Source organism: Rhodococcus sp. NPDC057529, assembly GCF_042802055.1.
GTDB lineage: Bacteria > Actinomycetota > Actinomycetes > Mycobacteriales > Mycobacteriaceae > Rhodococcus_F.
In genome coordinates, this window is sequence record NZ_JBHVEY010000033.1 from 18,043 (window position 1) to 44,618 (window position 26,576).

The window sequence follows — 26,576 nt, forward strand, 5'->3', positions numbered from 1 at the left end:
TCGTGCGGAATGCTCAGTGGCCGCCCACCGGCACACACCACTGTAGATCGTCCAGATCGGGTCACCAGGTGTGCCGTACTGCCGAACACATTCAGGCAATACGGCACACCCTGATCAAGCCTGAGCCGCACCCTCGACACAAGACATGCACGGCACGACGGCGCGCTCCCGAGCCGAGACCTCCGATCACCACCGGGTTCCAGGCCACCGAATCTTACGATCGGGGCGCCACAGCCATGCTGCGGTCTCAGCCAGAGGATGCGGGATATCAGCCTGGTTGTTCACGACACAAAAGCACTCCAAGGATTGGCAAATCCATTGTGCGCCTGGCACACTGGAGAAATGACCATTCGAAACAACATATCCTCAGGCTCCCAGTGGGAAGCAAAGATCGGGTTCTCGCGAGCAGTGCGATTCGGCCAGTTCGTCTCTGTCTCGGGAACGACGTCCGCCGGCCCCGACGGGAATCCAGTCGGCGGCAGCGACATCGGAGAGCAGACACGTGAAATCCTGCGTCGCCTCGAATCCATCCTCGAAGAAGCCGGCGCAACGACCTCCGATGTAGTTCGCACACGCATCTACCTCACCGATATCAGCCGGTGGGAAGAGGTCGCGGTGGCACACGGCGAAGTATTCGGGGAGATCCGGCCGGCGCACTCGATGGTGGAAGTCAGCGCTCTGGTCAATCCGCAACTACTCGTAGAGATCGAAGCTGACGCAATACTTTCGGACTGAGCGAGATTCACACCGAGGGGTGGGTCGGGCGGAACTGCCGACCCACCCCTATCGACGGCCGATCGTTCCGCATGGCAACCGGGCACCGCGCCAGTCACCCAACTTCCGAAACCCCGGGAGGCACTGGCAAGCTCGAAGTAGGCCCACAACCGGCGCCCCGGCACTCCTACACCGGACCCTCCCGTTTACCAGGCGAAAGCGACCGATTCGGATGGTGCAGCACCATTCGACACCACCCGAATCGACCCCGGCCGATCACGGCATGTGCGTGCCCATCGTCGGGCGGTTCGACCACGCTCGTCACGTGCCTGGACATGCCGGCCCTGATCTCGCGGGCAGCCGAAACCGGCTACCGCTGGCAACTTCGAGGAGGTACTTTGGCTGGCCAACACGGCCATGTGACCCCGAAGCCCGTTGTGTGGTTCTGGGATTGGCAGATACGAGCTCGGTGTCGCGCTATGGACACCGAGTTGTTCTTCCCGCAGGATCCCGAACCCCGGCCCGACAGGATTCGGCGCGAGCGAAAGGCGAAGGAAGTCTGCATTGACTGCCCGGTGCTTCGGGAGTGCCGGAACTACGCGCTGGCCGCCGGCGAGGTGTACGGCGTGTGGGGCGGCACGTCCGAGTCGGAGCGTAGAACCATGCACCGGACCGAGATCCGCATCGACCGGGTGAAGGCACCGTTGCGATTCGCCGAACGCTACCGTCACGCCGGTCCCGTTCGAGGTTGACATCGCATGCGCACCCCCCGACGAGCATGATGCACTTCGCCGACCTCAGGGTGCGGGCGGTCCCGCGAGGAGGCAGGTAGTAGGCCTGCGTGTCGCCTGCCTCAGTGCCCCGGTGCCCACCCGGGTGAGCACGGAAAGGGCACCAGAACACAATGCCCGTCTGCCGACCCGGCCACGGGCGAGTGCTCGCGGTAGACGACAAGCCGACCCCGCGCTACGGACCTGCCTTGATCGGGTCCCACCGGCCAGATGGTGACACGGCGGTGCAGGGCACAGCAAGACTATGAGCTACTTTCCCGCACCGGCCCATCCGTGTAAAGCACCGAGGAAGGCGGCAGTCAGACGTTCTGACACCTCGGCGTGACTGAGGTTCGCTGCGGTACGTAGGTCGTGGACCTCACGCGGATCGAAGATCATGTTGCACAAGAACAATGCGTACTCGATCAGGTCAGTCGACAATCCCAGCTCGTCGAGCAATGCAACGAGCGGGGGACGCCACGCTCGCTCGACCGTCACGATGATGTCGTTCTCGGCATGAAGACGCTCGAGAAATCCGCGGCGGGAGCGCAACTGGACCATCGCCGCTCCGTGCTCGTCGAGCAATTCCAGCCAACACGCAACGACTGCGTCGAAATGTTCTCGACCACCGAGAGTTGATTCGGCGCTGAAAGACCGGAGCTGTTCGATCACCCCGAGAACGTACGCGGCGAGTACGTCATCCATCGTCGAGTAGTAGCGGTAGGCCGTCGCAGGGCCGATCTCGGCGCGTGCGGCCACGGCCTGCATTGTCAGATCCTCCGGTGATTCCCTGGCAATCTCGCCGACCGCTGCCATCAAACGACGATGGTTGCGCCGGGTGTCGCTGCGGAGCGGCCGGGCCTTCTCTGACTTCGTTTTTGCGGTCATCGCCTTCTCTACGACGTCGGTGCTAACGAGTAGAGGTGATACTATCACCTCAAATGAGAGTGCTCACGCTAAAGGGTCGGGGAGATCGCCACGGGCCCGAACGGGTCACCGATCGCTGAAGCCGGTGACCCGTTGCACGATGCCCGACGCGTCGCCCGCATTCGACGGGCGCGGGCGACGTCAGGGTGCTCGCTCGTCAGTTCGCCTTGCGATGGCGAACGGCATCGGCCATGCCGGAAACGGCATAGCGCGCTATCTCCGGGTTTTCCTTCAGCCTACGGATCGACCACAGGTGCAGGTCGGATCCGAAGTGCACGGTCGCTCGAACAGGATGACCGGCGTCGACGAGGCTCTGCCTGAGCGTCTCCTGCACCCCCATGATCATCTGGAACTCGTAGTTTGCCGGGTCGACACCGAGTTCGCGAATCATGTTCAGCGCCCGAACGATGACGTATTCGTCATGTGTCGCGATGCCGACGAACACGCCAGCCTCAAGGTACTGCCGTACGAGAGCAACGAAGTTCTCGCGCACCGATTCGTAGAGCTGGAACGCCTTGAGGGGCTCCTTGTAGGTGCCTTTGACGATTCGGGCGGGGATGCCGTCGCGGATCAACTGCTCGACGTCGTTGTTGGTGCGATGCAGATAGGCCTGGACGACGGCGTAGACATTGGAGTACGACGACAGCTTCGCGGATCGCACCATGTCGAGTGTGCGATCGACATACTGCAGTTGCTCCATATCGACTTCGACGATCCGGCCTGCATCCTGCGCGTTGCTGGCGATCGCAATCAGGTTCTTGGTGGCAAGTTCGTTGCTCACGTCGATGCCCAGCGCGGTCGGCTTGATACCCAATCGCACGTCCAGGTCGGAACGTCCCGCCTTCCGGAGAGCGTCGAACACCGACTCGAGTTCACGCATGTGCTGATCGGCATAGCCCTCGGTCGTCGCCGCCTCGCCGAGGACGGCGACCGTCGAGTTGATCCCAGCATCCCGCAGCTCTCCAACGACGCGCATCGCATCGTCGACAGTGGCTCCCGCGGCATACTGCTTGGCCATCGATCGGATGACGCTCGGAGGCAGCGTGCCGACGACACCGCCCATAACCTTTCCGGTAAAACTCATCGAACGAGCTCCTCGGCCTCTGCGGACAGGGGGAAGTCCAGTCGGTAGCGGTGCCCCGGCATGACGCCGGCCGCCTTCGCGCCGTCGATCGGAAGAGCGACACCATTGATGAATCGCGCGGCATCCGAGGCAAGGAACACCACCGTGGCGGCGACCTCCTCGGTGGTGGCGACCCTGGGGTCGGGACAAGTCGCCAAGATGCGGTGCAGAGCCTCGTCCCGCGGAACGTCCTTGAAATTCCCCCACAGCATCGGTGTGTCGATCGGCCCCGGGCAGATCGCGTTGACCCGGATGCCCTGATGCGCATGAGCAAGCGCAAGCGACTTGGTGAAGCCCACGACACCATGCTTGGTCGCGACGTACACCGGGTCCGGGGCCCTGCCGATCACTCCCCCGTTGGACGCGTTGTTGATGATCACGCCACCGGATTCATTGTTGAGCAGGTGAGGCATGGCCGCTCGGCAGACCAGGATCGTCGCGCGCAGGTTGATGTCGAGCAGGTCATCGATGTGCTGGTCGGAATGATCGACCAGTAACGCATTGAACCCGGCACCGGCATTGTTGAAGACGACGTCCAGTCCACCGAAGTCGGACACCGCCTGCTCGACCGCCCCGGCGACCGCATCTGCCGAACGCACGTCGACGGAGGCGAACCGCGCAGCGGAACCGATCCCGTCGACAACCTCGCGTCCCGCCTCTTCATTGCGATCGCATACAAGCACTTTGGCACCGGCATCAGCGAAGGCACGCGCGCATTCCGCGCCGATGCCTGATGCGCCGCCGGTGACCAGAGCCACCTTTCCGTCAAGTTCTTTGGTCATTTCGCCTCACTCCGATGGGTTTAGATAACCCCGGCTCGACCGGGGTTCTGGATCTACAAGTCATCCAACGTCGACGCGATCCGACACCACGCGGACCGCGGGCGGTTCTCTCGACCACGCTGACGTTCCGGCCTCCGGGAAGGACCTCGGACGCTGCCGGAAACAAAAGCAGTTGAATGACTCAAGTGATAACACTATCTCACCTAACAGCCCCGGAACGCCAGGTCCCGTCCGAATTTGCACGAAAGTTACGCGGCCAGCTATTGACCGGGTCAAACCGGTTGTGGGAATGTTCTATCACTTAATTCACTGGCACCATTTGACACGAGCGTCTGGATGTTCCGGGCTTGTGATCAGGTGTCGACTGACCGCCGATCGGTATGATCGGCATTCGAGGAGAACCATGTCCCTGACACCACGCTCAGACGGTGTTCACAACGGTGGCTCCGTGCAGTCTGACGGCGGATTCCAGCGCAAGATCACGCTGTGGCAGCTCATTGCAATCGCGGTGACCATCCAGATCGGCGCCTCCTGGCTGTTCGCGCCTCTGGCGACCGCCGGGCTGGCCGGGCCCGCCGCGATCTTCACCTGGGTGTTCGGGGCACTCGTCTTCGCCATCATGGCCATTCCGTGGTTGGAGATTTCGACGGCACTTCCCCGCACGGGCGTCAGTGTCCGCGGACCACAGTTCACGCACGGATCGCTGCTCTCCTGGATGAACGGGTGGGGATACCTGGTAGCCCTGGTGACCCTGCCCCCCATCGAAGCGCTCGTGGCGCTGACCTATCTCGGTGGCCAATTCCCCCAGCTCGGCCTACTCCACGTCGTCGACGGAGTCACCCTGCTCACCTGGCCGATCGGGGTGCTCACCGCGACCGCCCTGGTCTTCGTCTTCTTCCTGCTCAACATCTTCGGCGTGCAGCTGCTCGCCAGGGCTACCGCCTGGCTTTCGGTATGGAAGATCGTCATCCCCTTCGGCGCCGCGGCACTGATGTTCACCGCGATGAAGTCGGAGAACTTCACCGAGTACGGCGGGTTCGCACCACTCGGCGGATCGGCAGTGATGCACGCAGTCACAGCCGGTGGCATCGTTATGGCATTCAACGGTATTCGAGTGATCGCAGATCTTGGTGGCGAATCCGTCAACCCACGCAAGCACCTCCCGATCGGCATGATCGTCGGTGGACTGCTGATCCCGCTGGCCTTCTACCTCGCCCTGCAGATCGGGTTCATCGGCGTCATCGACTGGGACAGCCTCGGGATCGCCCCGGGCGCCTGGTCCGAACTCGCCTCGAGCAACTGGGCGTCGTCACCCCTCGTGCACGCACTCGGTGCGGCCGGATTCGTCTGGTTCGGCACCCTCCTGCTCATCGATGCCGTCGGTGCCCCCGCAATCACCGGCATGACCATGACCGGCGTCGCCGGCCGAACTGCGTATGCCAACTCCGTGAACGGAGCGCTTCCAGCCGTCATGCAGCGCCTCAACCGACACGGGGTGCCGTGGGTGGCGATGCTGGCGTGCACCCTGGTGAGCCTGGTCTTCCTCGCCCCGTTCCCGAGTTGGTACCAAATGGTCGGCATCGTCTCGACCGCCCTGGTCCTTTCCTACCTTGTGGGCAGCCCGCTGGTGATGGTGTTGCGGCGCACCGCGCCCGGACTGGACCGCCCGGTTCGCGTGCCTGCCGTGACAGCCGTCTGCGTTCTCGCACATGCGGTGGCGGTGACCGTGATCTACTTCGCGGGCTGGTGGACGCTGGTGAACCTGATGACCGTGTTCTTCCTCGCCATTCCGGTGGCAGCCTCCTACATCGCACCTCGACTCGGCTGGTTCTCCCGCACCACCGGCCTCACCATCGCCGGCACCTTCACAGCAGCGTGGATCGTGCTGGCCTGGGCGGGCGGTTGGATCATGTCGACCGCCGGAACCAAACGGAGCGGAGCCCCACTCGGGGACCTCGCCTACATCGCCGTGATGATCATCCTGGTGGTGGCAGTCCTGGGCGCGATGTGGATGGCAAGCAACCCCGACGGCAAGAAGCAAACCGCGGCCTCGATCTGGCTTCCGGCTTCACTCCTGGCCGTCCTCGTCGCGTCCTATCTCACCGACACCTCCGGCGGAGGCGACAAGATCCTGGGCGATACCCCCACCCTCGCCCTCGTCTTCATCGTCGGTATCGCCAGCGCCTGGTGGGCAGCCCACAGCGGATACGAAACCGACGAACTTCGCGCACTGCTCGCCGAAACCGCCAACACCGAAACGGACACGGCCACCACGCCCTCGAGCCCGCAGAGTTCGTCCGGCGACTCCGCTGCCGAACCTTCTCTTCGGCCGTAGCTGTCCCGTCGTCCACGAAAATCGGCGCGACGGATACCTCTTCGTACCTGGATCTCTGTACCTAGATCGTTACGCGGCACGCAACACCGAACTGGAGTACTCGATATGCCACTGTTAGCGAGATTGGATCGACTCCCGATGTCACGGCCGCACTACTGGCTGCTGATCATCGGAGGACTCGGCTACACGTTCGACGGAATGGACAACGCCCTCGTCGCCTTCATTCTTCCCAGTATGGCCAAAGAGTGGGGCTTGGAAAACGGCATGCTGGGCATCCTCGCTGCGGCGACACCCGTGGGATACCTCATCGGTGCGCTCATCGCGGGGGTGCTCGGCGACAGGTTCGGTCGAAAACCGGTCATGATGTACGCCCTGTTCATCTATGCCGCGTTCACCCTTATCGCCGCAGTAGCACCAAACTACGAAATATTCGCTGCTGCAAGGATTATCGCGGGTCTCGGCATCGGCGCAGAGAGCGTGATCATCGCCCCCTATCTCGCCGAGTTCGTGCCGCCGGCCAAGCGGGGCTGGTTCGTCGGATGCCTGACCGGGTTCTTCGGGTTCGGATATGTCATGGCAGCGCTCCTCGGACGTTACATGGTGCCTGTGATCGAGGACGGATGGCGCTGGGCGCAGGTCGTGACCGCGGTACCGATTCTCATGCTGCTGTGGTGGCGGCGGTCATTGCGCGAGTCGCCTCGTTATCTGATCTCGCGTGGCAGAGAAGCTGAGGCAGAAGTAATTGTCGAAGAGTACGAACAGCGAGTACGAAAGGCCACCAAGACCGAACTGCCACCGTACGATCCCGTCACGACTGCATCGACAGCGCCAGAACCGCCGAAGATCGGAATGATCCCGGCTCTACGACTCCTGTTGTCGCACTCGTTCCGGCGGCGGACAGCGGTCGTGTGGCTGGTGTGGTTCGTCAACGTCTTTGCCTTCTACGGCTTCTTCACCTGGATCCCGACACTGCTCCTCCAACGTGGAATCGAAGTAACAAAAAGTTTCGAATTCACCATCATCATCTATATGGCTCAGATTCCGGGGTTCTTCTCCGCTGCTTGGGTTTCCGAACGCATCGATCGCAAGAATACGATCGCCCTCTACCTGACGGGAGCCACGGCGAGCGCAATCTGGCTCAGCCAGAGCGGCAGTCCTGCGCTCATCCTCACCTCGGGCGCGTTACTGTCGTTCTTCCTCAACGGTAGTGTCGCCGCGACCTACTCCTACACCCCAGAACTGTTCCCGACTCATGTCCGGGCGACCGCAACCGGACTGGCCAGCGCGTTCGGTCGCATCGGAAGCATCACCGCACCCATCATCATTGGCTTTTCGTCGGCAACCATCGGTTTCGCGGGGGTATTCGGAGTCACCGCAGCCATCCTGTTCGCCGGCGTGTTCGGCGTGATCGTCCTCGGTGTCTCCACAGTGGGAGTGAGTCTGGAAGATCTCAACGAGAAACCTTCCGACCCGGAGCAAGTGCCGCTGGCTCTCGAGAAGGAACGTCAATGAGTAAGCACTCCCACCGCACCGGCGACGGCCCCGGCATCGATCGGCTGGGCACCGAATTGTGGTGCAAGATCGCGGCCACAACCCCCGCAATCTTGCTGACCATCCTGTCCTGGGATCCCCAGCAAGGGACGCTGACCCGCATCTACAGCAGCGATCCCGCCTTCAACCCTGTGGGCGGCACGAAGAAGCTCGAAGTGAGCCAGTCATGGACTGACACCTGTATCGACCAGGGACGTCGTTTCGTCGCCCCGACGCTGACCGAACTTCAATCGGCATTCACCGACTGGAAGGCGATCCAGCAGTACGGGGGCGGCGCGATCGTCAATCTCCCCCTCGTCGCCGAGAACTCCACAGTCGCGGTGGTCAACATCCTTGGCCCGTCCGGATCGTTGACAGAAGACGACATCGAGCGTGCCGACCATCTCGTCAGCAATGTCGCAGACGAACTCGTTCGATACATCATCAACTCCACTCCGATTGCAGGAGGTCACTAGCCATGCACTCATTACTCGTCAAGAATGCAGATGTCCTCGATATTCACACCGGCAACTATCACCGCCTGGACATCCGATGTTCGTCAACCATCGGTGAGATGGGACTTGGACTGGCACCGTCACCCAACGAGCTCGTCATCGATGCAACCGGGAAGTTTGTGATCCCCGGATTGATCGACTGCCACGTCCATGTCACCGCTGCAAACGCTTCACTGGGCGTCAACCGACACACCTCGCCGTCCTACGTGACGGCCCGCGCAATCGACATCATGTCGGGAATGCTCGACAGAGGATTCACCACCGTACGCGACGTCGGTGGAGCCGATCACGGATTGGCGGCTGCACAACGAGAAGGCTTCATCGTAGGACCCACCTTGATGTTCGGCGGACCAGCGTTGAGCCAAACCGGTGGGCACGGAGACTTCCGCGCCGCGGCCGACTCCACGCATGATGTGTGTTGTCACGGTATCGGCCGCATCGCCGACGGCGTCGACGAGATCCGGCGAGCAGTTCGAGACGAGATCCGACGCGGTGCCGACCACATCAAAATCATGGCTTCCGGAGGAATCGCGTCACCGACCGATCGCATCGACTCGATCCAGTACTCCCTGGAAGAAATGCGAACTGCAGTCGAGGAAGCCACGGCAGCCAATCGCTATGTGGCCGCCCACGCATACACCCCACGCGCCATCAATCGCGCACTCGAGGCAGGAGTTCGCTCCATCGAACATGGCAACCTCCTCGATGAGAGCTCGATCGAGTTGTTCATCGACCACGAAGCCTTTCTGGTCCCCACGATCTGCACCTACCACGCCCTGGTCCAAGAGGGGCAGAAACACGGCCAGACCGAGGAACAATTGACCAAGGCGAGAACTGTCCTCGACAAGGCGATCGACGGCCTGGCGGCCGCCCACGAAGCAGGCGTCAAGATCGCCTACGGCTCCGACCTGATCGGCGGGATGCACCGACTCCAATGTGAAGAGTTCAAAATTCGAAGCAGCGTGATGACGAACCTGGCCGTGCTTCAGAGCGCGACCGTTGTGGCAGCACAACTCATCAACCGAGACGGCGAAGTCGGACAGATCTCACGGGGTTCCCGAGCGGACCTGTTGATTCTGTCGGCAGATCCCCTCCGCGACATCGACGCGGTCGCCGATCCCGGCAAGTACCTCGACATGGTGATCCAGGACGGTTCGATCCGGCGTGACATGGAACAGGCGAGGAATTCCAGTCGTGCCCCAGTCTGACATCCGTTCACCCGCCCCCGACGGCCTCGAGCCAACTGCGCCCACCGGTGTCGGCACAAGCCGCGATTCCGAGCAAGACGACAGCCGAACGACAAATCGCCGTCGCCGCAGTTCGGTAACCGGCATCACGCTGTCGCTGGCGAGCAGCATCGCGAACCAGTCCGGCGCCGGCATAGGCGCACTGGCCTTTCCCTCGATCGGCCCGGTCGGGGTCGTCGCTGTCCGCCAGATCGTCGCTGCAGTGGTCCTCGGGATCGTTGCACGACCATCAGTCCGCGGCCTTCGCTGGCCCCAAGTGTGGCCGGTACTCGCGCTCGCCGTGACGCTGTCAATGATGAATCTCTCCTTGTACACCGCAGTCGACCGCATCGGACTCGGTCTCGCCGTCTCCTTGGAGTTCCTGGGACCGCTGTCCGTGGCACTATTCGCTCTTCGACGTCCGCGCGACTGGATATTCGCGGTCACCGCTGGCATCGGGGTGTACGTCCTGGTCCTCCCCGGCCCGTCAACCGACTACCTCGGTGTTGCACTCGGCCTTCTCGCCGCGACATGCTGGGCGACCTATATCCTGCTCAATCAACTTGTCGGGCAACGATGCGCTGGACTCAAAGGCTCGGCACTTGCCACCGGGCTCGCTGCCGCCCTCTACTCGCCAGTCATTGTGGTCTTGGCAGCCGAGGGCAGTCTCTGGGGAAAGACGTTGGTGTACACCGCAGCCGCAGGGATCCTCGCGTCCGCGATTCCCTACGCCGCTGACATGATGGCCTTGCGACATCTTCCTGCAGGAACGTTCGCCATTCTCACCAGCCTCAATCCTGTGTGGGCTGCGCTCGCAGGAATGGCATTTCTCGGGCAGTTCCTCACCGCGCACGAATGGCTCGGCATGGGCTGTATCGCGGCCTCCAATATTGCGGTAGTCATCTCCCAGAACCACCCGGCGAAGGAGACGACGAAAACACGGGCGCATTCGGCTCGTCCAAACGAGCGCCGTCGAGGCACTCCGCGCCACTCAGGACAAGCGCGGAATGGCTGATGCCGACGCCAACGCCGCCCGGCCGCGGCGTTGGCGTTCCCGCGGACCGTCAGGTGCGCCGATCGGTGCGCAGGAGGTCGCGACCGCTGACAACCTGCTCTTCGCAAGCATGGCGGAGCGTGGCCGGCCAATGGTACGGGCGTCGTCTACCGAGGACCGACCGGCGGGACGGGGCCCATCCGCGAGTTCGCGAGCAGCCTGAGACCGTGCGGCGCTCAGGAGTTAGCGGAGATCCATCATTTCGCGCCACGGGACGCGGAAGCGCGCCCTACTTGCCGCGGATGGCGTCGAAGACCTTGGGGTCGACGAGGGTGGAGGTGTCGCCGAGGTCGCGGCCTTCGGCGATGTCCTTGAGCAGGCGCCGCATGATCTTGCCCGAGCGGGTCTTGGGGAGTTCGGGGACGATGGTGATCTGGCGGGGCTTGGCGATCGGGCTGATCTCCCGGGACACCTCGGCCTTGAGTTCGGCGATGAGGGTGTCGCCGGTGTTCTCGACGCCCTCGCGGAGGATGACGAACGCGACGATGCCCTGGCCGGTGGTCTCGTCGGCGGCGCCGACGACGGCGGCTTCGGCGACGCCGTGGTGGCCGACGAGGGCGGATTCGACCTCGGAGGTGGAGATGCGGTGGCCGGAGACGTTCATGACGTCGTCGACGCGGCCGAGGACCCACAGGGCGCCGTCGTCGTCGTACTTGGCGCCGTCACCGGCGAAGTACCAGCCCTGCTCGGGGTAGCGGGACCAGTAGGTGTCGCGGTAGCGGTCCATGTCGCCCCAGATGCCGCGGAGCATCGCCGGCCACGGCTTGTCGAGGACGAGGTAGCCGGAGCCGCCGGCGCCGAGTTCGTGGGCGTCATCGTCGACGATCTTCGCGGAGATGCCGGGCAGCGGGGCCATCGCGGAGCCGGGTTTGGTGGCGGTGATCCCGGGCAGCGGAGAGATCATGATGGCGCCGGTCTCGGTCTGCCACCAGGTGTCGACGATGGGGGCCTGGTTGCCGCCGATCACCTCGCGGAACCATTTCCAGGCCTCGGGGTTGATCGGTTCGCCGACCGAGCCGAGGAGCCGGATGCTGGACAGGTCGTGGGCGTCGGGAATCTCGCGGCCCCACTTCATGAACGTGCGCACCAGGGTGGGGGCGGTGTAGTAGATGCTGACGCCGTACTTCTCGATGATCTGGAAGTGGCGGTGCTCGTCGGGGGAGTTCGGGGTGCCCTCGTAGACCACCTGGGTGACGCCGTTGGACAGCGGTCCGTAGACGATGTAGCTGTGGCCGGTGACCCAGCCGATGTCGGCGGTGCACCAGTACACGTCGCGGCCGGCCTTGTGGTCGAAGACGTTGTGGTGGGTGTACGACGCCTGGGTGAGGTAGCCGCCGGAGGTGTGGATGATGCCCTTGGGCTTTCCGGTGGTGCCGGAGGTGTAGAGGATGAACAGCGGGTGCTCGGCGTCGAACGGGGTCGCCTCGTGGGTGCCGGAGGCCTTGTCGACGGTCTCGTGCCACCACAGGTCCCGGCCGTCGGCGACCTCCACGTCGATGCCGGTGCGCTTGACGACGAGAACGTGCTCGACGGACGCGGCCCCGTCGACGGCCTCGTCGACGGCGGGCTTGAGGGGTGCGGCCTGGCCGCGGCGCCACTGCCCGTCGACGGTGACGACGAGTTTGGCTTCGGCGTCGTCGATGCGCGAGCGCAGGGCGCTGGCGGAGAAGCCGGCGAAGACCACGGAATGGGTCAGGCCCAGGCGGGCGCAGGCGAGCATGGTGACGATGGCCTCGGGGATCATCGGCATGTAGATCGCGACGCGGTCGCCGGCGACGAGTCCGAGGTCGGTGAAGGTGTTGGCGGCCTTGCTGACTTCGGTGAGCAGGTCGTCGTAGGTCAGGTCGCGGGTGTCGCCCGGTTCGCCTTCGAAGTGGATGGCGACGCGGTCGCCGTTGCCGGCGAGGACGTGGCGGTCGACGCAGTTGTAGGCGACGTTGAGTTGTCCGCCGACGAACCATTTCGCGACGGGTGCGTCGGACCAGTCGAGGACCTCGGTGAAGGGCGTGTGCCAGTGCAGGCGCTCGGCCTGTGTCGCCCAGAATGCGAGTCGGTCCTCGTCTGCGGCGGCCTGCAGTTCGGGTCCGGCGTTCGCAGTAGCGGTGAACTCGGACGATGGTAAGTAGGCGGCAAGGACGTCGCTGTTGGCCTGCACTGGTGGACCTTTCTGCTTAGCTTCGAGACATGCATCGATACCAACGAGACCTCATGGTCCCGTTAGCGTTCCGGGCGTCACCGCGGACACGGCGGGTGGGTGCGACGAGCATCAGGAACCACGACATCAGGTCTATGATGTAGGTGAAAGGCCGCGTTCCTCAACATGTTTCGCACCCAGGCGAGGGCCGCTCCATTAGCTCACGGTGAGACGCGCCCCACAATGGGGCATCTACTTTCGTGTATCTCGGTGCGCCGATCAGTCGATCAGCCCGAGCGCACGTGCCGCAGTGATCGCCTGGACCCGGTTGGTCACGTTCAACTTGCGCATCGCCGTCCTCAGGTACGTCTTGACCGAGTTCTCGACGAGGTTCAGGTTTGCTCCGACAGCACGGTTGGTCAACCCGCGCGCAGCTTCGCGCAACACATCGATCTCACGGCGGGTGAGGTTCGATGGGGTCTCCGGGCCGCGGACGGCTCGTGGGCCACCCAGCCGTGCGCGCACCTGTGCCAGGCGGGCGCGCAGCGCTTCACTGTCCATCTCGGCAGCTATCTCGTCGAGCTCGCGGAGAACGAAGGCGATCTCGCTGTCGCGAAGACCGGACTCCAGCGAAGTGGATCGACCCGGTGAGCGCTCCAGCGCGGACACTGCGTGCACGACTCCCTGCACCCACGGTCGGAGCTGTTCGTACCACCTCTCGCCGAGGTTGATCCGGCGACGATTCCCCAGGTAGATCAGGACGTCGGGCGAGCCCGACAAGACGGGAGGAAACGCCGCCAGTGTCTCGAGTCCCTCGCCCAATACTTGTGCGTCGTACTCGTGAGTGATGCCGCCGGCTGTCTTATAGCTCGATACCGCGACGGGACGGTTCAAGAGCAGCGCCTTGCCTCCAAGGCCAGCGCCACGTTGGACGACCAGGTCGGACATCGTGCCGGTACGGGCTCCGTGGGTCGAGGTGACCTGCACGGCGTCACACGAGGGAAGAACGCTCGCGACGAACACCATCTCCATGCCCGACCGAGTTCGGAGTGCGTCCATGGCGTCGAGCACACTCGTGCCTGCGGTCGGGACGGCGGACTTACCGGTCATGTCAGCAGAATAGTGAAATCCGCAACCACCAGGACTTTCAGGACCACGGACACCTCACTAGTCATATCTCGGGCTTCAAGGTCGCGGTCGGCGACGCGACGGTCAACGATCTGTTGTACGCGGTCGCCGGCACAAACGCTGTGCGTGTTGTCCAGGTTCGGGCAGGTACAAGCGGCGTTCGCTGAGGAGACGGTGTCGCTGGCCACCCCGGAGCCGAGCGACAGCCGGCCGGAAACGGTTCGTTCCGCTGTTCCCGGCGCCGCATAAGTCGTCGAGCACATCACCGATGCGCATGAATGATCGGCACGACTATGTGGGGCAACGTTCAGCTCGGCGAGCCAGCCGCACGAGTGCAGCTCGCTGATGAAACCGACGCCGTAGTGTTCGATACCGTCGCAGACTCCTCCGCCACCTCCGCGGTTTCCGTCCCGCCGCGGCACCAATCCATCAACCACATGCTCGGGTGATGACTTGTACGTCCGAGCGCGGTGCCGATGTCGGTGCACCCACACCACGCCCGGCTCCGCCGCGATCAACTCCTGCGCCCTCACCTCGGCGCTGTGCGGCGAAAGTTGTCGGACGGGTACTGCTCGGCGATCGCGCTGGCCACCATCGTCCACCAGGTCAACTGCCCCGCCGCTCGATCCACGACCCGCATCAGATCCGTCCACCGACCCTGCGGGCTCGCAGAGCCACACCAACCGCCAACTCGCTTTCGGACAACGTCTGCACAGCTGCTCTACCGCGGATGACCCCATTCCTCACATTCGGCCGCAGCACAACGCCGGTGCCGACGATCGGAGACGGCCATGTCATACCTCAGCCCCGCACCCACCACGACCCGCTGAACCACTCCCGGGCATTAGCACCCATATGGACCATATTGGCGCTAGTCCCCTGTCGACCCCGGCACATTGTCAATGCGGTGTGGAGACGACGTCGTAGCTTGACCGCTGTGGTGGCGCCATCGGACCTCGGCGGTCTCGACCGCGCCGTATTGCGTGGGCCTCGGGCATTGGCGAGTTCCGTTGCACAGCACAGCCTGTCAATGCCCGCGAATGCGATTCCAAGATGAACTTACGTCTGCGGCTGACGGAGAACCGTCAGAGTCGCTGCAGACTCTGCCCACCCACTCATCAAACTAGCCAGCCCATGCACTTCGGCAGGTGAGAGCACCATTCTTCGATAGGCTCTACCCGAGCAACGGTGCCCGGGTCGGGGTCATCGCGGCGAGATTACGGAGAGAACGTCGTCAATCGCCGGCGGCGGCGATGCGGCGACGTCGAACTGCTCGGGAAGGTGTCCGACACCAATGAGGGTAATGACGACCTCGTTGTCGGGAATGTGGAAGGCGTTGCGGAGGACCTGGTCGTGCTCGCGGTCTTCCGACCAGTTCAAAACGCACGTTCCCAATCCCGCTGCATGGAATCCGTAGACCAACGACATCGCGAACAGTCCACCGTCGATCCATGGCTGGTTGCGCTCACCGATCATGTCGAACTCGCGGATATCGACGGCAACCACCAGCACAGCACCGAGTTTGTGGCCAAATCCCGAATTGCCGTGATGATAGCTGAGCAGATTGTTGCGCAGCTCCGGTTCGTAGGCAGCATATATGCGACGCGACTCCCGGTTGCACACCCGCGGGGATTTCAAGGCTTGTCCCACAACGGTCCGCACGTCAGACGGCGCGACATCTTCTCCGGTGAAATGCCTTACGCTGTAACGGGTTTTGATGAACCTGTCGTAGTCGAAATCGGTCGCCTCTTTGATCTCTTTCCGAGTCAGCGTGACCGCTCCGCCGGGGAGAGGCTCATCTCCCGACTCCGCGGCAAATGCGCGCAGCTCCTCCTCGAGGTGAGCCGGCATCGCGAGTCCGCGCTCATCGTGGAAGCGAACGTAGGATCGGACGGATCCGCGAGCGCCTCGTGTTGCAACACTTACGTTGCCGGTCGCCTCCAGTTCCCGGATCGCGGCCAGGATCGATGGAATCTTGCGCACTCCGAATCCCGCTCGGGGTACCTCCATGGCCAGCCCCTTTTCGAGGCTGTGATAGGCAGAGGTGAGGAACGACGCCAATGCAACAGGGTCGGGGTTGATGTCCCTTGTGCTCGAGTGCCTCAAGAACCTGTCGCGGTCGTACTCGAAGTTGCTTTCCACTTCAGGAAGTTCAGCCTTCGGCGTATAGGCGCGTCGAGCCTCCTCCAGGTCGAAGCCCACGGTCACGGCAGTAGTGGTGGTCATATTTCCGTTCCTTCCGATGTCAGCTCTGTTCAGTGCCCAGACGTCAAAGAGCAATAGCTATTGATGTAACGCCCTACCAATATCGGGCTGATTTGTAGCCACGTAGAATCGCCGCACTACCGAATTTGGTTGCGGTACTTATTATTCTGAGATTGTTAACTGCTTGCGGAGGGGCTATTCCGAAGAATCAGCGCAGCGGTCTCGCGCGCGAGTGAGACCGGGGAATCAAAAGCTCTGGTGCCGAGCGTTACCAGAGCCCCCTCGAGCAGCAGCTGAAGTTGGCATGCAACCCGATCAGGGTCGGTAAATCCCGCTTCCGCGCAAAGTTCGCTGAACCGAGAACGCATCCAGGTCTTTTGCTCTGTGACCTCCTGCGGAATCAGGTGCCCAATCGGGTCAGGCCCTTCTTCCGCACGAGCGTTGACAGCGCTGCAGCCTTTGGTGGATCGACCGGGATACCACGAATTCGCCGCATCGAAAACCGCGAGTATTCGATCAATGCCCGGTTCGGGGTGTTGCTGCAGGTGATCGTGAAGGATTGTCCGCCACTGATTCTCACGTTGCTGAAGGTAGGCCAGAACAAGGTTCTCTTTCGACCCGAAGCGGTTGTAGAGGGTCTTTTTGGTCACGCCCGACTCCGAGGCGATGCGATCCACCCCTACCGCGTGGATACCGTGCGCATAGAACAACTGCGACGCGGTATCCAGCACGGTCTGCGCTTGTCGCGTCAACGTGACTGGCGCGTCGGTGTCTGCGATCGGCATGAGACATTTATACCAGATTACACCGATCTGTGTAAACTCAGAGGAATTGCCAGGTCAAACAGACTTTCGACTCCGCGAGCGCGCCTGGACCACGTTTGGCGACAACAACCGCGCGTCTCTGGCGTCGTCGCTGGGACTCGGGCGCGCCGTGGCACCTGCAACGTTGCCCATATCAGCAACGATGATTCGCACAAGTATTCATTTGCAACATATTTCGCCGCGTCACTGCTGTGGGTAGGCGACCCGAGCCTCAGGCACCGCTCCACCGCCTGGCGCCCCGACCGACCGTCGCCGTCGGGCTGACACTGCACGCAGCCAGGACTTCTCCCCTTCCGCCGGATCTACCAGAAGCTGATGAAGGTCGCGGGCCCGAGTGCGCCGCATGAGGGCCTGCGATGCTCGGGCCCAAACCTGAGTGCCGCTACGCCGGAAGCAGCGACGCATAGCCAACCCTGTAGATCTATCTGCGCGCCGGTGGCAATTCGACCTGCGCGCGTATCTCGGATAGTGCACGCCGCTGCCGACCGTCGATGGTGAAGTTGTCCGGCGCCAGCCATTCCTGGAAGGCTTGTCGGAGCGTCGGCCAGTCCGCGTCAATGATTGAATACCAGGCCGTGTCGCGGCTACGTTCTTTGTAAACCATGGCCTGACGGAAGATTCCTTCGAATCTGAACCCTAGTCGTTGGGCCGCCTTACGCGAGGGGCGTTGAGGCTATCGCACTTCCATTCGTACCGCCGATACCCGAGGTCATCAAAAACATAGGCCATTATCCGGAATTGTGCTTCTGTCGAGATGGCAGTCCGCTTCAGCAGGGGCGAGAACATCACGTTGCCTACCTCGATGACACCGTTGTTCGGGTCCTGCCGCATCAAAGACAGCGTGCCTACCGCCTTGCCTGCCTCACGGTCGATTACTGCGTAGTCCTGGCGGTCGGGGTACTGGGCGACCTCCCGGACATAGCGGCGGTATTCGACGGCGTCGGTAAAGGGGTCGGCAGCCATGTAGGTCCAGTCGCGGTGGTCCGGCGCCACGCGGTAGGCCGCATAAAGGTCGTCGGCGTGCTGTTCCGGGTCGAGTGGTTCCAGCCGGCAGTACGTGCCGTCGAGCGTGGTCGCGGCAGGAGTGCGACGGGCAGTCCAATCGGGGACCGGTTCTCCGATGGGTTGGTTGTATTGATTTCGGTGCGCGGACATCGATTTCTCCCGGGTCGATTCGTGACGGGTTGATTCGCTTCAACCGAGTGCTACGTGCGGCTGTAGGTCTATCTGCTGCTCGCCGGCGGTCAGCAGTTGGGATGCCCCGAGTTCGGCGAGCCGATCCCGGCGGTGGTGCCAGGAAGCTCGCGTGCGTCGGCGGCCTCTTGCTACTGACTGGCGGACTCCTGTTGTGCACTGGCTACCATGGCTGACCATCTCGCATGGACTCGTGCGAGGGCGAGATTCGTCAGGATTCGCTGGATCGATCGGGTCGTACGGCGTGTTGCCATGGTGACGCACGCGATCGCACTATGAAACCTGAGTAGTGACATTTCGAGGAGTTCCTGAATCTGCAGTGACGCGCCGCGTCCGGTCATCGGGTAGGCGATGGTCGGTGGAATTGATGCCCACACCCGGGCATGGCGGCTGCTGCGCAGTGGAGCTGATCACCTGAATCGTACGGACCGTCAGACGATTTCGAGCAGACTCCACCAGTCTCGGGTGGGGTCTCATTCGAACTGAGGTTGACGTTTCGCCAAGAAGGCCGCGACGCCTTCGGCGTAGTCGTCGCTTGTGTACCCGTCCGCATAGAGCCCGATGACTGTGTCGTCTTCCCCGGTATTGTCGAGAATCTTGTCGATTATCACTTTGCTACTGCGCACGGTGTTCTGGGCGCGGCTGCTAATGGTAGTTGCGAGCTCTCTCACGCGGGCGTCGAGGTCGTCGGTGCCGACAATCTCGTTGAGCAGACCGATACGCTGTGCTTGGTCGGCTGAGAGATGGTCGCCGGTAAAACAGCATCTGTTTGGCCCACGCAGGACCGACCAGTCGTACAAGGGCTCTGGTGGAGCGATAGTTATACACGAGGCCGAGCTTGGCGGGCGTGATCGCCATGATGGTTTCGGGTGTGCCGATTCGAATGTCGCATGCCGCTGCCAGTTCGCAGCCACCGCCGATGCAATAACCACTTATCGCGGCGATTGTCGGCCTACTCAGGGTGACGATGGCAATTTCTGCACGTTCAACCACATCGTCGTAATGTCTTCCGGCATAGGCGCAGCCGCGCACGGTAGCGAATTCACCGATGTCCGCGCCGGCCGAAAAGTGATCGCCCCCGCGGATGATCAGAACCTTGACCTTCGGGTCGGCTTCGACTGCGGAAATCAGCTGCGGAAGTTGAGTCCACATACTCAGACTCATGGCATTGCGCTTCTCGGGTCGGTCGATCGTCAGCGTCGCGATGCCCGAGTCAGTAGTGAGCGTGAGGTGTCCACTCATTTCTGGACCTCCGTCTGCGCACTTGAAGCCAATTCGAGCGACGTCAACGCGATCTCTTCGTCGATACTTGGGTGGTGCGCTCTGGTACCTAACGGGTCGCCCGTGGCCGATTCGGCCGCGTCTGGCGACGACGGTGCGCCGCGTCGCTGCGTTTCCGATTCGGAGCCACCTGCGGGATGGAGGGCGGAGTCGGCGACCTCCTGCGGAGCACGCGTTTGAACTCTGCTAATAGCCGCCCCCGCTCTACCTGCAGCTGCGAGAACCGATGCCGTTGTCTCGGAGCTCAGTACTGCCTGGAGAACTGAATCCAATTCCTGTTGGTTCTCGAGACGGGAACGGTTGTCGACGAACCGGGGGTCGTCCCTCATGCCGGGCAGACTCAACGCAGCGCAGAGTCGGCGCCACTGTCGGTCATCGTCCGCGACAACCGAAACCATGCCGTCGGATGTGTTGAAGGCTCCATGCGGCGCGATCACCCCGCCCTTCAACATCTCGGCCATGCCGCGCTTGACGCGCGCCGTACCGGTGGTGGGGGTGGTGTCGGGGGTGCTCACAGCGAACTCCTGAGGTGTGGCGTGGATTGATTGCGATAGCGGCATCCATGACGTCGACTCGCATGGCGCAGCTCGAATACTAGGACACCCACCTTCATGGCTTTGCCGCCAGTCACCGATGGCTGGCGAACCTTTGGACGTCACCGCCTGGGTTTGCAAGCGGCAGGCAGTTTTTCGGAAGTCTCGTAGGTGCACAGAACTGAGCGCAGCAGTGTCCGTGGATAGAGCGAGACGACTTCGGACTCATCCTGTGCCAGAGGTGATCTTGCGGTCAACAGCGACGCGTTAGGCGTAATCCCACGATGCTCGGTTGCATACGCCGCGGTGCTCCGTGACCGGTACCTCGATTCGAGCTCGGCCCGAAAGCGGTAGCATTGCTACCGCTTCACGTCGACAATGTTTTACTAGTTCTGATCGTTTCGATCCCCGACAATTGCTGCGTGGCCAACGAATCAACCTCCCGCGCGCGCACAGTCGTTCGCACGCGTCTTACCGCCGCATCTGTCGATCCGCGGCTGCTCGCGCTCGCAGGCGCCTCGGTGGCGTCGCTGACCGGGAGTTTCATCAAGCTGTCGGGGGTTTCACCAGCGACGTCGACCTTCTTTCGGTGTCTGCTTGCCCTCCCTGTCCTCGGTTTCATGGCGTCTCGAGAGTTTCGGCGCCATGGTGCCGTTGCGTCTCGAGTGCTTGCGGCTCAGGCCTTCGGCGGTCTCATGCTGGGAGTGGACTTCGCGTTGTGGGCGCGCTCGATCGACATGATCGGTGCTGGTATATCCACCGTGGTCGTCAACGTTCAAGTCGTCGTGGTGCCACTGCTGGCATGGATCTTCTTCCGGGAGAAAGTTCCGGTGCGCTTCCTCGTGGCGGTCCCATTCCTCTTCAGCGGTGTCGCACTTGCCGGTGGAGTGCTCGGAGGCGGTGGCGAAGGGAATCAACTGGTCGCCGGCACATTGTTGGCGCTGGGGGCTGGCGTGTCCTATGGCATCTATATCTTCGCCAGCGGCAGGGCCGGATCTGCGCAGCGCGCGTCGACGCAGGTGTTCGTCTCGACCATCGCCGCCGGTGTCGTCGGCACTGCAGTCGGCTCGCTCTGGGGCACCGTCGATCTGACTCCGGGTTGGCACGCCATGTGGTGGTTGGTGACCTTGTCGTTGAGCGGTCAGGTCCTCGGCTGGGTTTTGATCGGGTTCGCCCTCCCCCGACTCTCTTCCGAGGTAGGGGCGACGCTGCTGCTCGCGCAGCCGGTGATGGCAGTCGGGTTTTCGATCGTGCTCGTGCACGAGCGCCCCAGCGTCAGCCAACTCGTCGGGTGTGCGGTCGTGGTCGCTTCCGTGTGGGTCGTGGCCCGGTCGCGGACCACGCGTCGCCGACGGCCGGACACTGCGCCGGCGCTGGTCCCGGACGTCGTGCGCAACACCTGATCATCGTGCGCATCCTTTCTGCCACGTCGGATTGACCGGCGAGCTCCTGCCTGAGCCCTTCGCCCTGACGTCGACCTGGCAATCGAAAACAGGTGAATTCCGTGCCACTCGCCACTCATGAAGGACATGGTTTACACCTTGGTCCGGCTTGACTCGGCTGACGTTCGTTGCGAATCGGCTGTTCACCGATGGGTATCGCATCGACTCTCCTCAGCTCGCGGACATGCCCCGCGACCACGGGGAAACAGAGCACGGTTTCCACTCCCGGCCGGCCGCTATGAGGGTTTGCTCGAGAATTGAGATCGGCGCCGGGCAGTCGGGGTGAATGTCAGGTCTGCTGACGGGTGTCCAAGATTAGGATCGCGGTGTGTAGCGAGGTTCGCGATTCCGCGTCATAGAGGTCGACGCCGAGCATGCGTTCGATCGCCGACAGCTTCGTGTACAACGTCGGCCGCGAGAGGTGCAGCCGTTTGGCGAGGTCAGACTTGTTCAGGTCGGACTCGAGAAACGCACGGAGAATGTCCAGCTCGTCACCGCCGTGTCGGGCGAGGTGGTCCAACAGACCGCGCAGCTCACTCTCGGCGAACGCTTGGACTCTCGGATCGGTGCGGATCAGTGCAAGCAGCCCGCGCAGTCGGATGTCCTTGGCACGATGGTAGGGCTTGCCGTCCTGGGGCAGAGACTGGGCAACATCGGCGATGTGCGCGGAGTCTGCAAGCCCGAGCGCCGAATCGAGCAGCCGGGTCGATTCCGGACCGACGCCGATCGTGCACCGCAGAATGCCGTCGACTCGCCTCAGTGCGGATCGAATCTCACTGCACACCGCAACAATCGCCTCTTCCGCCGGGCCCGTCTGCGGATAGGCGAGGATCAGATCGACCTGCCCGGTCCTACGGTTTGCCGTCAACGCCGATTGATGCGCCGACCGCACACTGTGGCGCACCTGGTCGAGCATGTGGAGTTGGCGGCGATGCGCCGTGCTCTCCTCCAAGGGCGCACTATCTGTCACGCGTACCGTGATCGGCACGTACTTCGACGCGGACCGCAGTCCCAGGGCGTGCGCACGGGCGGCGGCGTCTGCCTCGTCATCGATGCGTCCGCGCGCCAGTTCGTCAACTAGTCCGCTTTGCGCTTGTTGCTCGAACGCTGAGCGGTCGTGCTCGACCATTCGGGTCAGCGCGAGTGCCTGAGCGGCCCGTTCGATTGCCATCCGGGTACGCGCCGAGGTGTCGCCCGGGATCGGTGCAACGAGGCGGCCCCACCCCTGCCGGTCCGGACCGACGGGAGTGGTCATCCACGGTTCGGGGCCGTCCACGGACGTGCGATTCGATATCGGCGTCAGGCGCGAACGTCGTTCCCAGTCGGCGAGCAGGTCCGCGGGACGCTGTCCTTGCGCGGAGAACGTGAGAACCTTTCGGTTGAGATCCTCGAGTACGAGCGAACCGCCGATCATCTCGGCCGCTGCTTCCACGATGTCGCTCAGAGGGGCACGTTTCATGCTGAGGTCCGTGAAGATCTCGTGGGCCGTGCGCGCGAAGGCAACTTCTTCGTATTGGTCGGCAACGATCGCCCGGTGTACTCGCTCGGTGACATCGACGAACCGAATGGTCCGATGCAGCGCGATCACGGGCAGCTCGATCTCGTCGGCGGCCCGCGCAACTTCAGGTGGAATGGCGTCGATGTACGTTCCGAGTTCGACGATGACGCCTGCGGCCCCCGCTTCAGCCAGGTGTTCGAGGTACGACATACCCCTGGATTCGACTGCGAGCGCCGGCCCGGTCGTGAGGACCAGTTCACCGCCTTGCAGCATGTTGGACATGTCGTCTACCTCGGCGATGTGAACCCACCGCACTGCCCGATCTAGGAGCGCGCCTCCACCGATGACCTCCGGTTTCCCCTCCTGCACCACGGGAAGGGCCAGGATGTCCGCGATCGAGAGCTGCATTTACAGATTGTAAAACACTGACATCACACAGATACAACTTGATTTCGTCAGTAGGTGGTTTTCGGCCTCAAAGTAGAGAGCAGACCCGGTGAATGCCGCGCACTTCCTCCACGAAGGACAACGTCGATGATCTTCAGCCACGACACGACAGTGACGTACCAGCTTCTTCCCCTCTGACGTCGCGGCCCGCGCCGCGTGCTGCGGCCCCGCCGTAGTCGTTGCAAGCAGTCGATCTCATCCACGGTGGCGCCAAACATCGGCTTCCCCAAGACACACAACTGAGCAGGGAAGGACTACATCACTCATGACGACAATTGCCCCGCAGGATCTCGATCTCCTACCGACCGGGCAGAGCCTGGACGACGCCCGCGCCGAGGGCGAGCGCGCGTATGAACTCGACCGCGCGCACGTGTTCCACTCGTGGTCCGCCCAGAGTCAGATCGATCCGAAGCCGATCCTCGCCTCCGAGGGTTCATACGTGTGGGACGGGGCCGGCAACCGTCTGCTGGATTTCGCGTCCCAGCTCGTCAACATCAACATCGGACATCAGCATCCGAAAGTCATTGCGGCCATCCAGGATCAGGCGGCGAAGTTGTGCACCATCGCACCGCAGTACGCGAATGACGCTCGCTCCGAGGCTGCGCGGCTGATCACCGAGCGGACCCCGGGTGACCTGAACAAGGTGTTCTTCACCAACGGCGGCGCCGACGCCAACGAGCACGCGATCCGGATGGCCCGCCACCACACGGGCCGGTACAAGGTGCTCTCCCGTTACCGCTCGTACCATGGCGGCACCGACACCGCGATCAACCTGACCGGAGACCCGCGCAGGTGGCCCAACGACTACGGCAACAGCGGGGTCGTGCACTTCCACGGGCCATTCCTGTACCGCTCGCAGTTCCACGCGGAGAACGAGCAGCAGGAAACCGAGCGGGCTCTGGCGCATCTCGACCAGCTGATCCGATTCGAGGGGCCGGACTCGTTCGCCGCGATCATTCTCGAGTCCGTTCCGGGCACTGCCGGGGTCATGGTGCCCCCGCCGGGGTACCTGGCCGGCGTTCGGGAGATCTGCGACCGGTACGGGATCGTGTATATCGCCGACGAGGTGATGGCCGGATTCGGCCGCACCGGAAAGTGGTTCGCGGTCGAACACTTCGACGTCGTGCCTGACCTCATCACGTTCGCGAAGGGCGTCAACTCCGGATACGTCCCGCTTGGCGGTATTGCGATCAGCGAGAAGATCGCGGCGACCTTCGCCAACCGCCCGTTCCCCGGCGGGCTCACCTACTCCGGACATCCGCTCGCCACCGCGGCCGCCGTCGCGACGATCAACGTGATGGAAGACGAGCGGATCGTCGAGAACGCTGCTCGCATCGGCAGCGAGATCCTCGGTCCGGGGCTGCGAGGCCTTGCCGACCGGCACCCGTCGATCGGGGAAGTCCGCGGACTCGGCGTGCTCTGGGCGATCGAGCTGGTCACCGACCGTGCAACGAAGGAACCGCTCGCTCCGTACGGCAGTTCCAGTCCGGCGATGAACGAAACTATCGCCGCCTGCAAGGCAGGGGGATTGCTGCCGATGGCCAACTTCAACCGCATTCACGCGGTGCCGCCGTGCACCGTCACCGAGGCCGAGGTCCGCGAAGGTCTGGCGATTCTCGACTCGGTACTCGACATTGCCGATTCGCACGTCGGCTCCTGACAGATCCGAACTCCCGCGCGGTCAACGGCGCCCGCGCGGGATGTTCCCTTGTCGGTCTCGACTACAGGTCACGGACCGCCTTGCACACATCGAACCGCTCACCAGTACAACTACCTCCTCGGGACGCTTCCCTACTCCCAGGACGCTAGAGAGAAGGGCATAGATGAAAGCCATCGTTGTCAACGAAAATGGCGGACCCGAGAAGGTCACGCTTGCCGAGATCGACGCCCCGGAACCCGGCGCCGAACAGCTTCAGGTCGCCGTCGCAACCGCCGGCGTGAACTACCTCGACATCTACCAGCGACAGGGAGCCGCGCCGGCCCCCTTCGTCGGCGGTGTCGAAGGTGTCGGCCGCGTGACCAAGGTGGGATCAGGCGTCGACGCGAACTTGGTCGGCCGTCGCGTGGGGTGGCTCGGTGCGTTGGGCAGCTTCGCGGAGACCGTCGTGCTCGACGAGGCAAAGGCAGTCGCGATTCCCGACGACGTCACCAATGACGACGCCGTCGCGCTGCTCATGCAGGGCATTACGGCCCACTACCTCGCCACCAGCGCGTTCGCCGTCGGCAAGGACTCCACTGTGCTGGTGCACGCCGCCGCGGGCGGGGTGGGACGGCTGCTGACCCAGATCGCCCATCATCTCGGCGCCACCGTCATCGCCACAGCATCGACGGAAGAGAAGCGAAACATCGCTCTCGAGGCCGGCGCGGACCATGCCATCGGCTACGACGGCTTCGCCGACGCGGTCCAGCAGATCACCGACGGCCATGGCGTCGATGTGGTGTACGACGGCATCGGCCGCGACACCGTCGAGGAGGGGCTGAAGAGCTTGGCCGTGCGTGGCACCCTCGTGGTGATCGGCGCTGCGAGTGGTCCGCCGCCGGCAATCGAATTCAGCGCACTAGCTGCCAAGTCGCTGTCGGTTATCCGCCCCTCGGTGGCGCACTTCACCGCGCGTCCGGGCGAACTGTCCTGGCGTGCCGAGGAGGTATTCGGCTGGGCGCGAGAAGGGGTGATCTCGACTGCCATCGCGGGCCGGTACTCGCTGGAGGACACCGCGAAGGCACAGCAGGACCTGACTTCCCGGTCGCTCGCCGGCAAGCTGCTCATCGACGTCGCTCCCATCAGCGAAGGCTGACGCCCGGGCGCTGGGGGGGGGTGGGTGGCGAGCACCAGGGGAGCCCACTGTACCCCCCTCCCGCCCCCCAAAAGAGGGCAGGGGGGGGGAGAGGGGAGGGAGGGTATCCCCAAAAACAC

Annotated in this window: 24 protein-coding genes; 10 read left to right on the top strand and 14 right to left on the bottom strand. The window is 63.1% G+C overall.

Annotated elements, in window-relative coordinates; genetic code table 11:
- The first annotated feature begins 342 nt into the window (after positions 1-342).
- Both ACFU5V_RS38940 and ACFU5V_RS38945 read left to right on the top strand, forming a co-directional pair.
- The gene (locus ACFU5V_RS38940) at positions 343-735 is read left to right on the top strand and encodes a RidA family protein (protein WP_378706248.1); all 393 of its coding nucleotides are present in this window, start codon (positions 343-345) and stop codon (positions 733-735) included.
- A gap of 314 nt (positions 736-1,049) precedes the next feature.
- A complete protein-coding gene (locus tag ACFU5V_RS38945; RefSeq protein ID WP_378706250.1) occupies positions 1,050-1,466 on the top strand; it encodes a WhiB family transcriptional regulator in 417 nt (138 codons plus the stop codon).
- Positions 1,467-1,754: 288 nt separating this feature from the next.
- Here the strand turns inward: ACFU5V_RS38945 and ACFU5V_RS38950 are convergent, their stop codons facing one another.
- The 3 genes from ACFU5V_RS38950 to ACFU5V_RS38960 form a co-directional block, all read right to left on the bottom strand.
- Positions 1,755-2,372 (bottom strand): TetR/AcrR family transcriptional regulator, encoded by a 618-nt coding sequence (locus ACFU5V_RS38950; RefSeq protein WP_378706252.1) that lies wholly within the window; start codon positions 2,370-2,372, stop codon positions 1,755-1,757.
- Positions 2,373-2,568: 196 nt separating this feature from the next.
- Positions 2,569-3,474 carry a proline dehydrogenase family protein gene (locus ACFU5V_RS38955; RefSeq protein ID WP_378706254.1) on the bottom strand — a complete coding sequence of 302 codons (906 nt, stop codon included), beginning with the start codon at positions 3,472-3,474 and terminating at the stop codon, positions 2,569-2,571.
- A 17-nt stretch (positions 3,475-3,491) separates the two neighbouring features.
- The gene (locus tag ACFU5V_RS38960; protein ID WP_378706256.1) at positions 3,492-4,292 is read right to left on the bottom strand and encodes an SDR family NAD(P)-dependent oxidoreductase; all 801 of its coding nucleotides are present in this window, start codon (positions 4,290-4,292) and stop codon (positions 3,492-3,494) included.
- A gap of 472 nt (positions 4,293-4,764) precedes the next feature.
- Here ACFU5V_RS38960 and ACFU5V_RS38965 point away from each other — a divergent pair, with 472 nt between their 5' ends.
- The 5 genes from ACFU5V_RS38965 to ACFU5V_RS38985 all read left to right on the top strand — a co-directional run bounded on the left by ACFU5V_RS38965 (position 4,765) and on the right by ACFU5V_RS38985 (position 10,937).
- Positions 4,765-6,651: an APC family permease gene (locus ACFU5V_RS38965; RefSeq protein ID WP_378706258.1), complete on the top strand. Its 1,887-nt coding sequence runs from the start codon at positions 4,765-4,767 to the stop codon at positions 6,649-6,651.
- A 138-nt stretch (positions 6,652-6,789) separates the two neighbouring features.
- On the top strand, positions 6,790-8,163 hold the full coding sequence (locus ACFU5V_RS38970) for an MFS transporter (RefSeq protein ID WP_378706260.1): 1,374 nt from the start codon (positions 6,790-6,792) through the stop codon (positions 8,161-8,163).
- Positions 8,160-8,657 (top strand): GAF domain-containing protein, encoded by a 498-nt coding sequence (locus ACFU5V_RS38975; protein WP_378706262.1) that lies wholly within the window; start codon positions 8,160-8,162, stop codon positions 8,655-8,657. The genes ACFU5V_RS38970 and ACFU5V_RS38975 overlap by 4 nt, the downstream gene beginning before the upstream one ends.
- A 2-nt stretch (positions 8,658-8,659) precedes the next feature.
- Entirely contained in the window at positions 8,660-9,904 is a 1,245-nt protein-coding gene (locus ACFU5V_RS38980) for an amidohydrolase family protein (protein ID WP_378706264.1), read from the top strand.
- The gene (locus tag ACFU5V_RS38985) at positions 9,891-10,937 is read left to right on the top strand and encodes a DMT family transporter (RefSeq protein WP_378706266.1); all 1,047 of its coding nucleotides are present in this window, start codon (positions 9,891-9,893) and stop codon (positions 10,935-10,937) included. Before ACFU5V_RS38980 ends, ACFU5V_RS38985 begins: the two co-directional genes overlap by 14 nt.
- Before the next feature lie 268 nt (positions 10,938-11,205).
- Here the strand turns inward: ACFU5V_RS38985 and acs are convergent, their stop codons facing one another.
- From acs to ACFU5V_RS39035, 10 genes are all read right to left on the bottom strand, one after another.
- Complete coding sequence (gene acs, locus ACFU5V_RS38990) at positions 11,206-13,131, bottom strand: acetate--CoA ligase (protein WP_378706268.1); 1,926 nt, start codon at positions 13,129-13,131, stop codon at positions 11,206-11,208.
- Positions 13,132-13,389: 258 nt separating this feature from the next.
- On the bottom strand, positions 13,390-14,220 hold the full coding sequence (locus tag ACFU5V_RS38995; protein ID WP_378706270.1) for a response regulator transcription factor: 831 nt from the start codon (positions 14,218-14,220) through the stop codon (positions 13,390-13,392).
- Complete coding sequence (locus tag ACFU5V_RS39000) at positions 14,217-14,840, bottom strand: hypothetical protein (RefSeq protein ID WP_378706272.1); 624 nt, start codon at positions 14,838-14,840, stop codon at positions 14,217-14,219. The genes ACFU5V_RS38995 and ACFU5V_RS39000 overlap by 4 nt, the downstream gene beginning before the upstream one ends.
- 601 nt (positions 14,841-15,441) lie before the next feature.
- Positions 15,442-16,464, bottom strand: a complete 1,023-nt coding sequence (locus tag ACFU5V_RS39005; RefSeq protein WP_378706274.1) for a nitroreductase family protein — start codon at positions 16,462-16,464, stop codon at positions 15,442-15,444.
- 155 nt (positions 16,465-16,619) lie between these two features.
- Positions 16,620-17,228, bottom strand: coding sequence for a TetR/AcrR family transcriptional regulator (locus ACFU5V_RS39010; protein WP_378706276.1), 609 nt, complete (start codon positions 17,226-17,228; stop codon positions 16,620-16,622).
- A gap of 460 nt (positions 17,229-17,688) precedes the next feature.
- On the bottom strand, positions 17,689-17,871 hold the full coding sequence (locus tag ACFU5V_RS39015) for a hypothetical protein (RefSeq protein ID WP_378706278.1): 183 nt from the start codon (positions 17,869-17,871) through the stop codon (positions 17,689-17,691).
- A gap of 32 nt (positions 17,872-17,903) precedes the next feature.
- The gene (locus tag ACFU5V_RS39020; RefSeq protein ID WP_378706280.1) at positions 17,904-18,422 is read right to left on the bottom strand and encodes a GNAT family N-acetyltransferase; all 519 of its coding nucleotides are present in this window, start codon (positions 18,420-18,422) and stop codon (positions 17,904-17,906) included.
- Positions 18,423-18,934: 512 nt separating this feature from the next.
- Positions 18,935-19,180, bottom strand: coding sequence for an enoyl-CoA hydratase/isomerase family protein (locus tag ACFU5V_RS39025; protein ID WP_378706342.1), 246 nt, complete (start codon positions 19,178-19,180; stop codon positions 18,935-18,937).
- Complete coding sequence (locus tag ACFU5V_RS39030) at positions 19,107-19,703, bottom strand: enoyl-CoA hydratase/isomerase family protein (RefSeq protein WP_378706282.1); 597 nt, start codon at positions 19,701-19,703, stop codon at positions 19,107-19,109. Before ACFU5V_RS39030 ends, ACFU5V_RS39025 begins: the two co-directional genes overlap by 74 nt.
- Positions 19,700-20,257 (bottom strand): CoA transferase, encoded by a 558-nt coding sequence (locus tag ACFU5V_RS39035; protein WP_378706284.1) that lies wholly within the window; start codon positions 20,255-20,257, stop codon positions 19,700-19,702. Before ACFU5V_RS39035 ends, ACFU5V_RS39030 begins: the two co-directional genes overlap by 4 nt.
- Positions 20,258-20,697: 440 nt before the next feature.
- Between ACFU5V_RS39035 and ACFU5V_RS39040 the strand changes: the two genes are divergently transcribed.
- Positions 20,698-21,678: a DMT family transporter gene (locus ACFU5V_RS39040; RefSeq protein WP_378706285.1), complete on the top strand. Its 981-nt coding sequence runs from the start codon at positions 20,698-20,700 to the stop codon at positions 21,676-21,678.
- A gap of 328 nt (positions 21,679-22,006) precedes the next feature.
- On the opposite strand, the gene ACFU5V_RS39045 is transcribed toward ACFU5V_RS39040, so the two are convergent.
- Positions 22,007-23,623, bottom strand: coding sequence for a PucR family transcriptional regulator (locus tag ACFU5V_RS39045; protein WP_378706287.1), 1,617 nt, complete (start codon positions 23,621-23,623; stop codon positions 22,007-22,009).
- Between the two features lie 304 nt (positions 23,624-23,927).
- Between ACFU5V_RS39045 and ACFU5V_RS39050 the strand changes: the two genes are divergently transcribed.
- Both ACFU5V_RS39050 and ACFU5V_RS39055 read left to right on the top strand, forming a co-directional pair.
- Positions 23,928-25,322: an aspartate aminotransferase family protein gene (locus ACFU5V_RS39050; RefSeq protein ID WP_378706289.1), complete on the top strand. Its 1,395-nt coding sequence runs from the start codon at positions 23,928-23,930 to the stop codon at positions 25,320-25,322.
- A gap of 163 nt (positions 25,323-25,485) precedes the next feature.
- On the top strand, positions 25,486-26,457 hold the full coding sequence (locus ACFU5V_RS39055) for a quinone oxidoreductase family protein (protein ID WP_378706291.1): 972 nt from the start codon (positions 25,486-25,488) through the stop codon (positions 26,455-26,457).
- Positions 26,458-26,576: the final 119 nt, after the last annotated feature.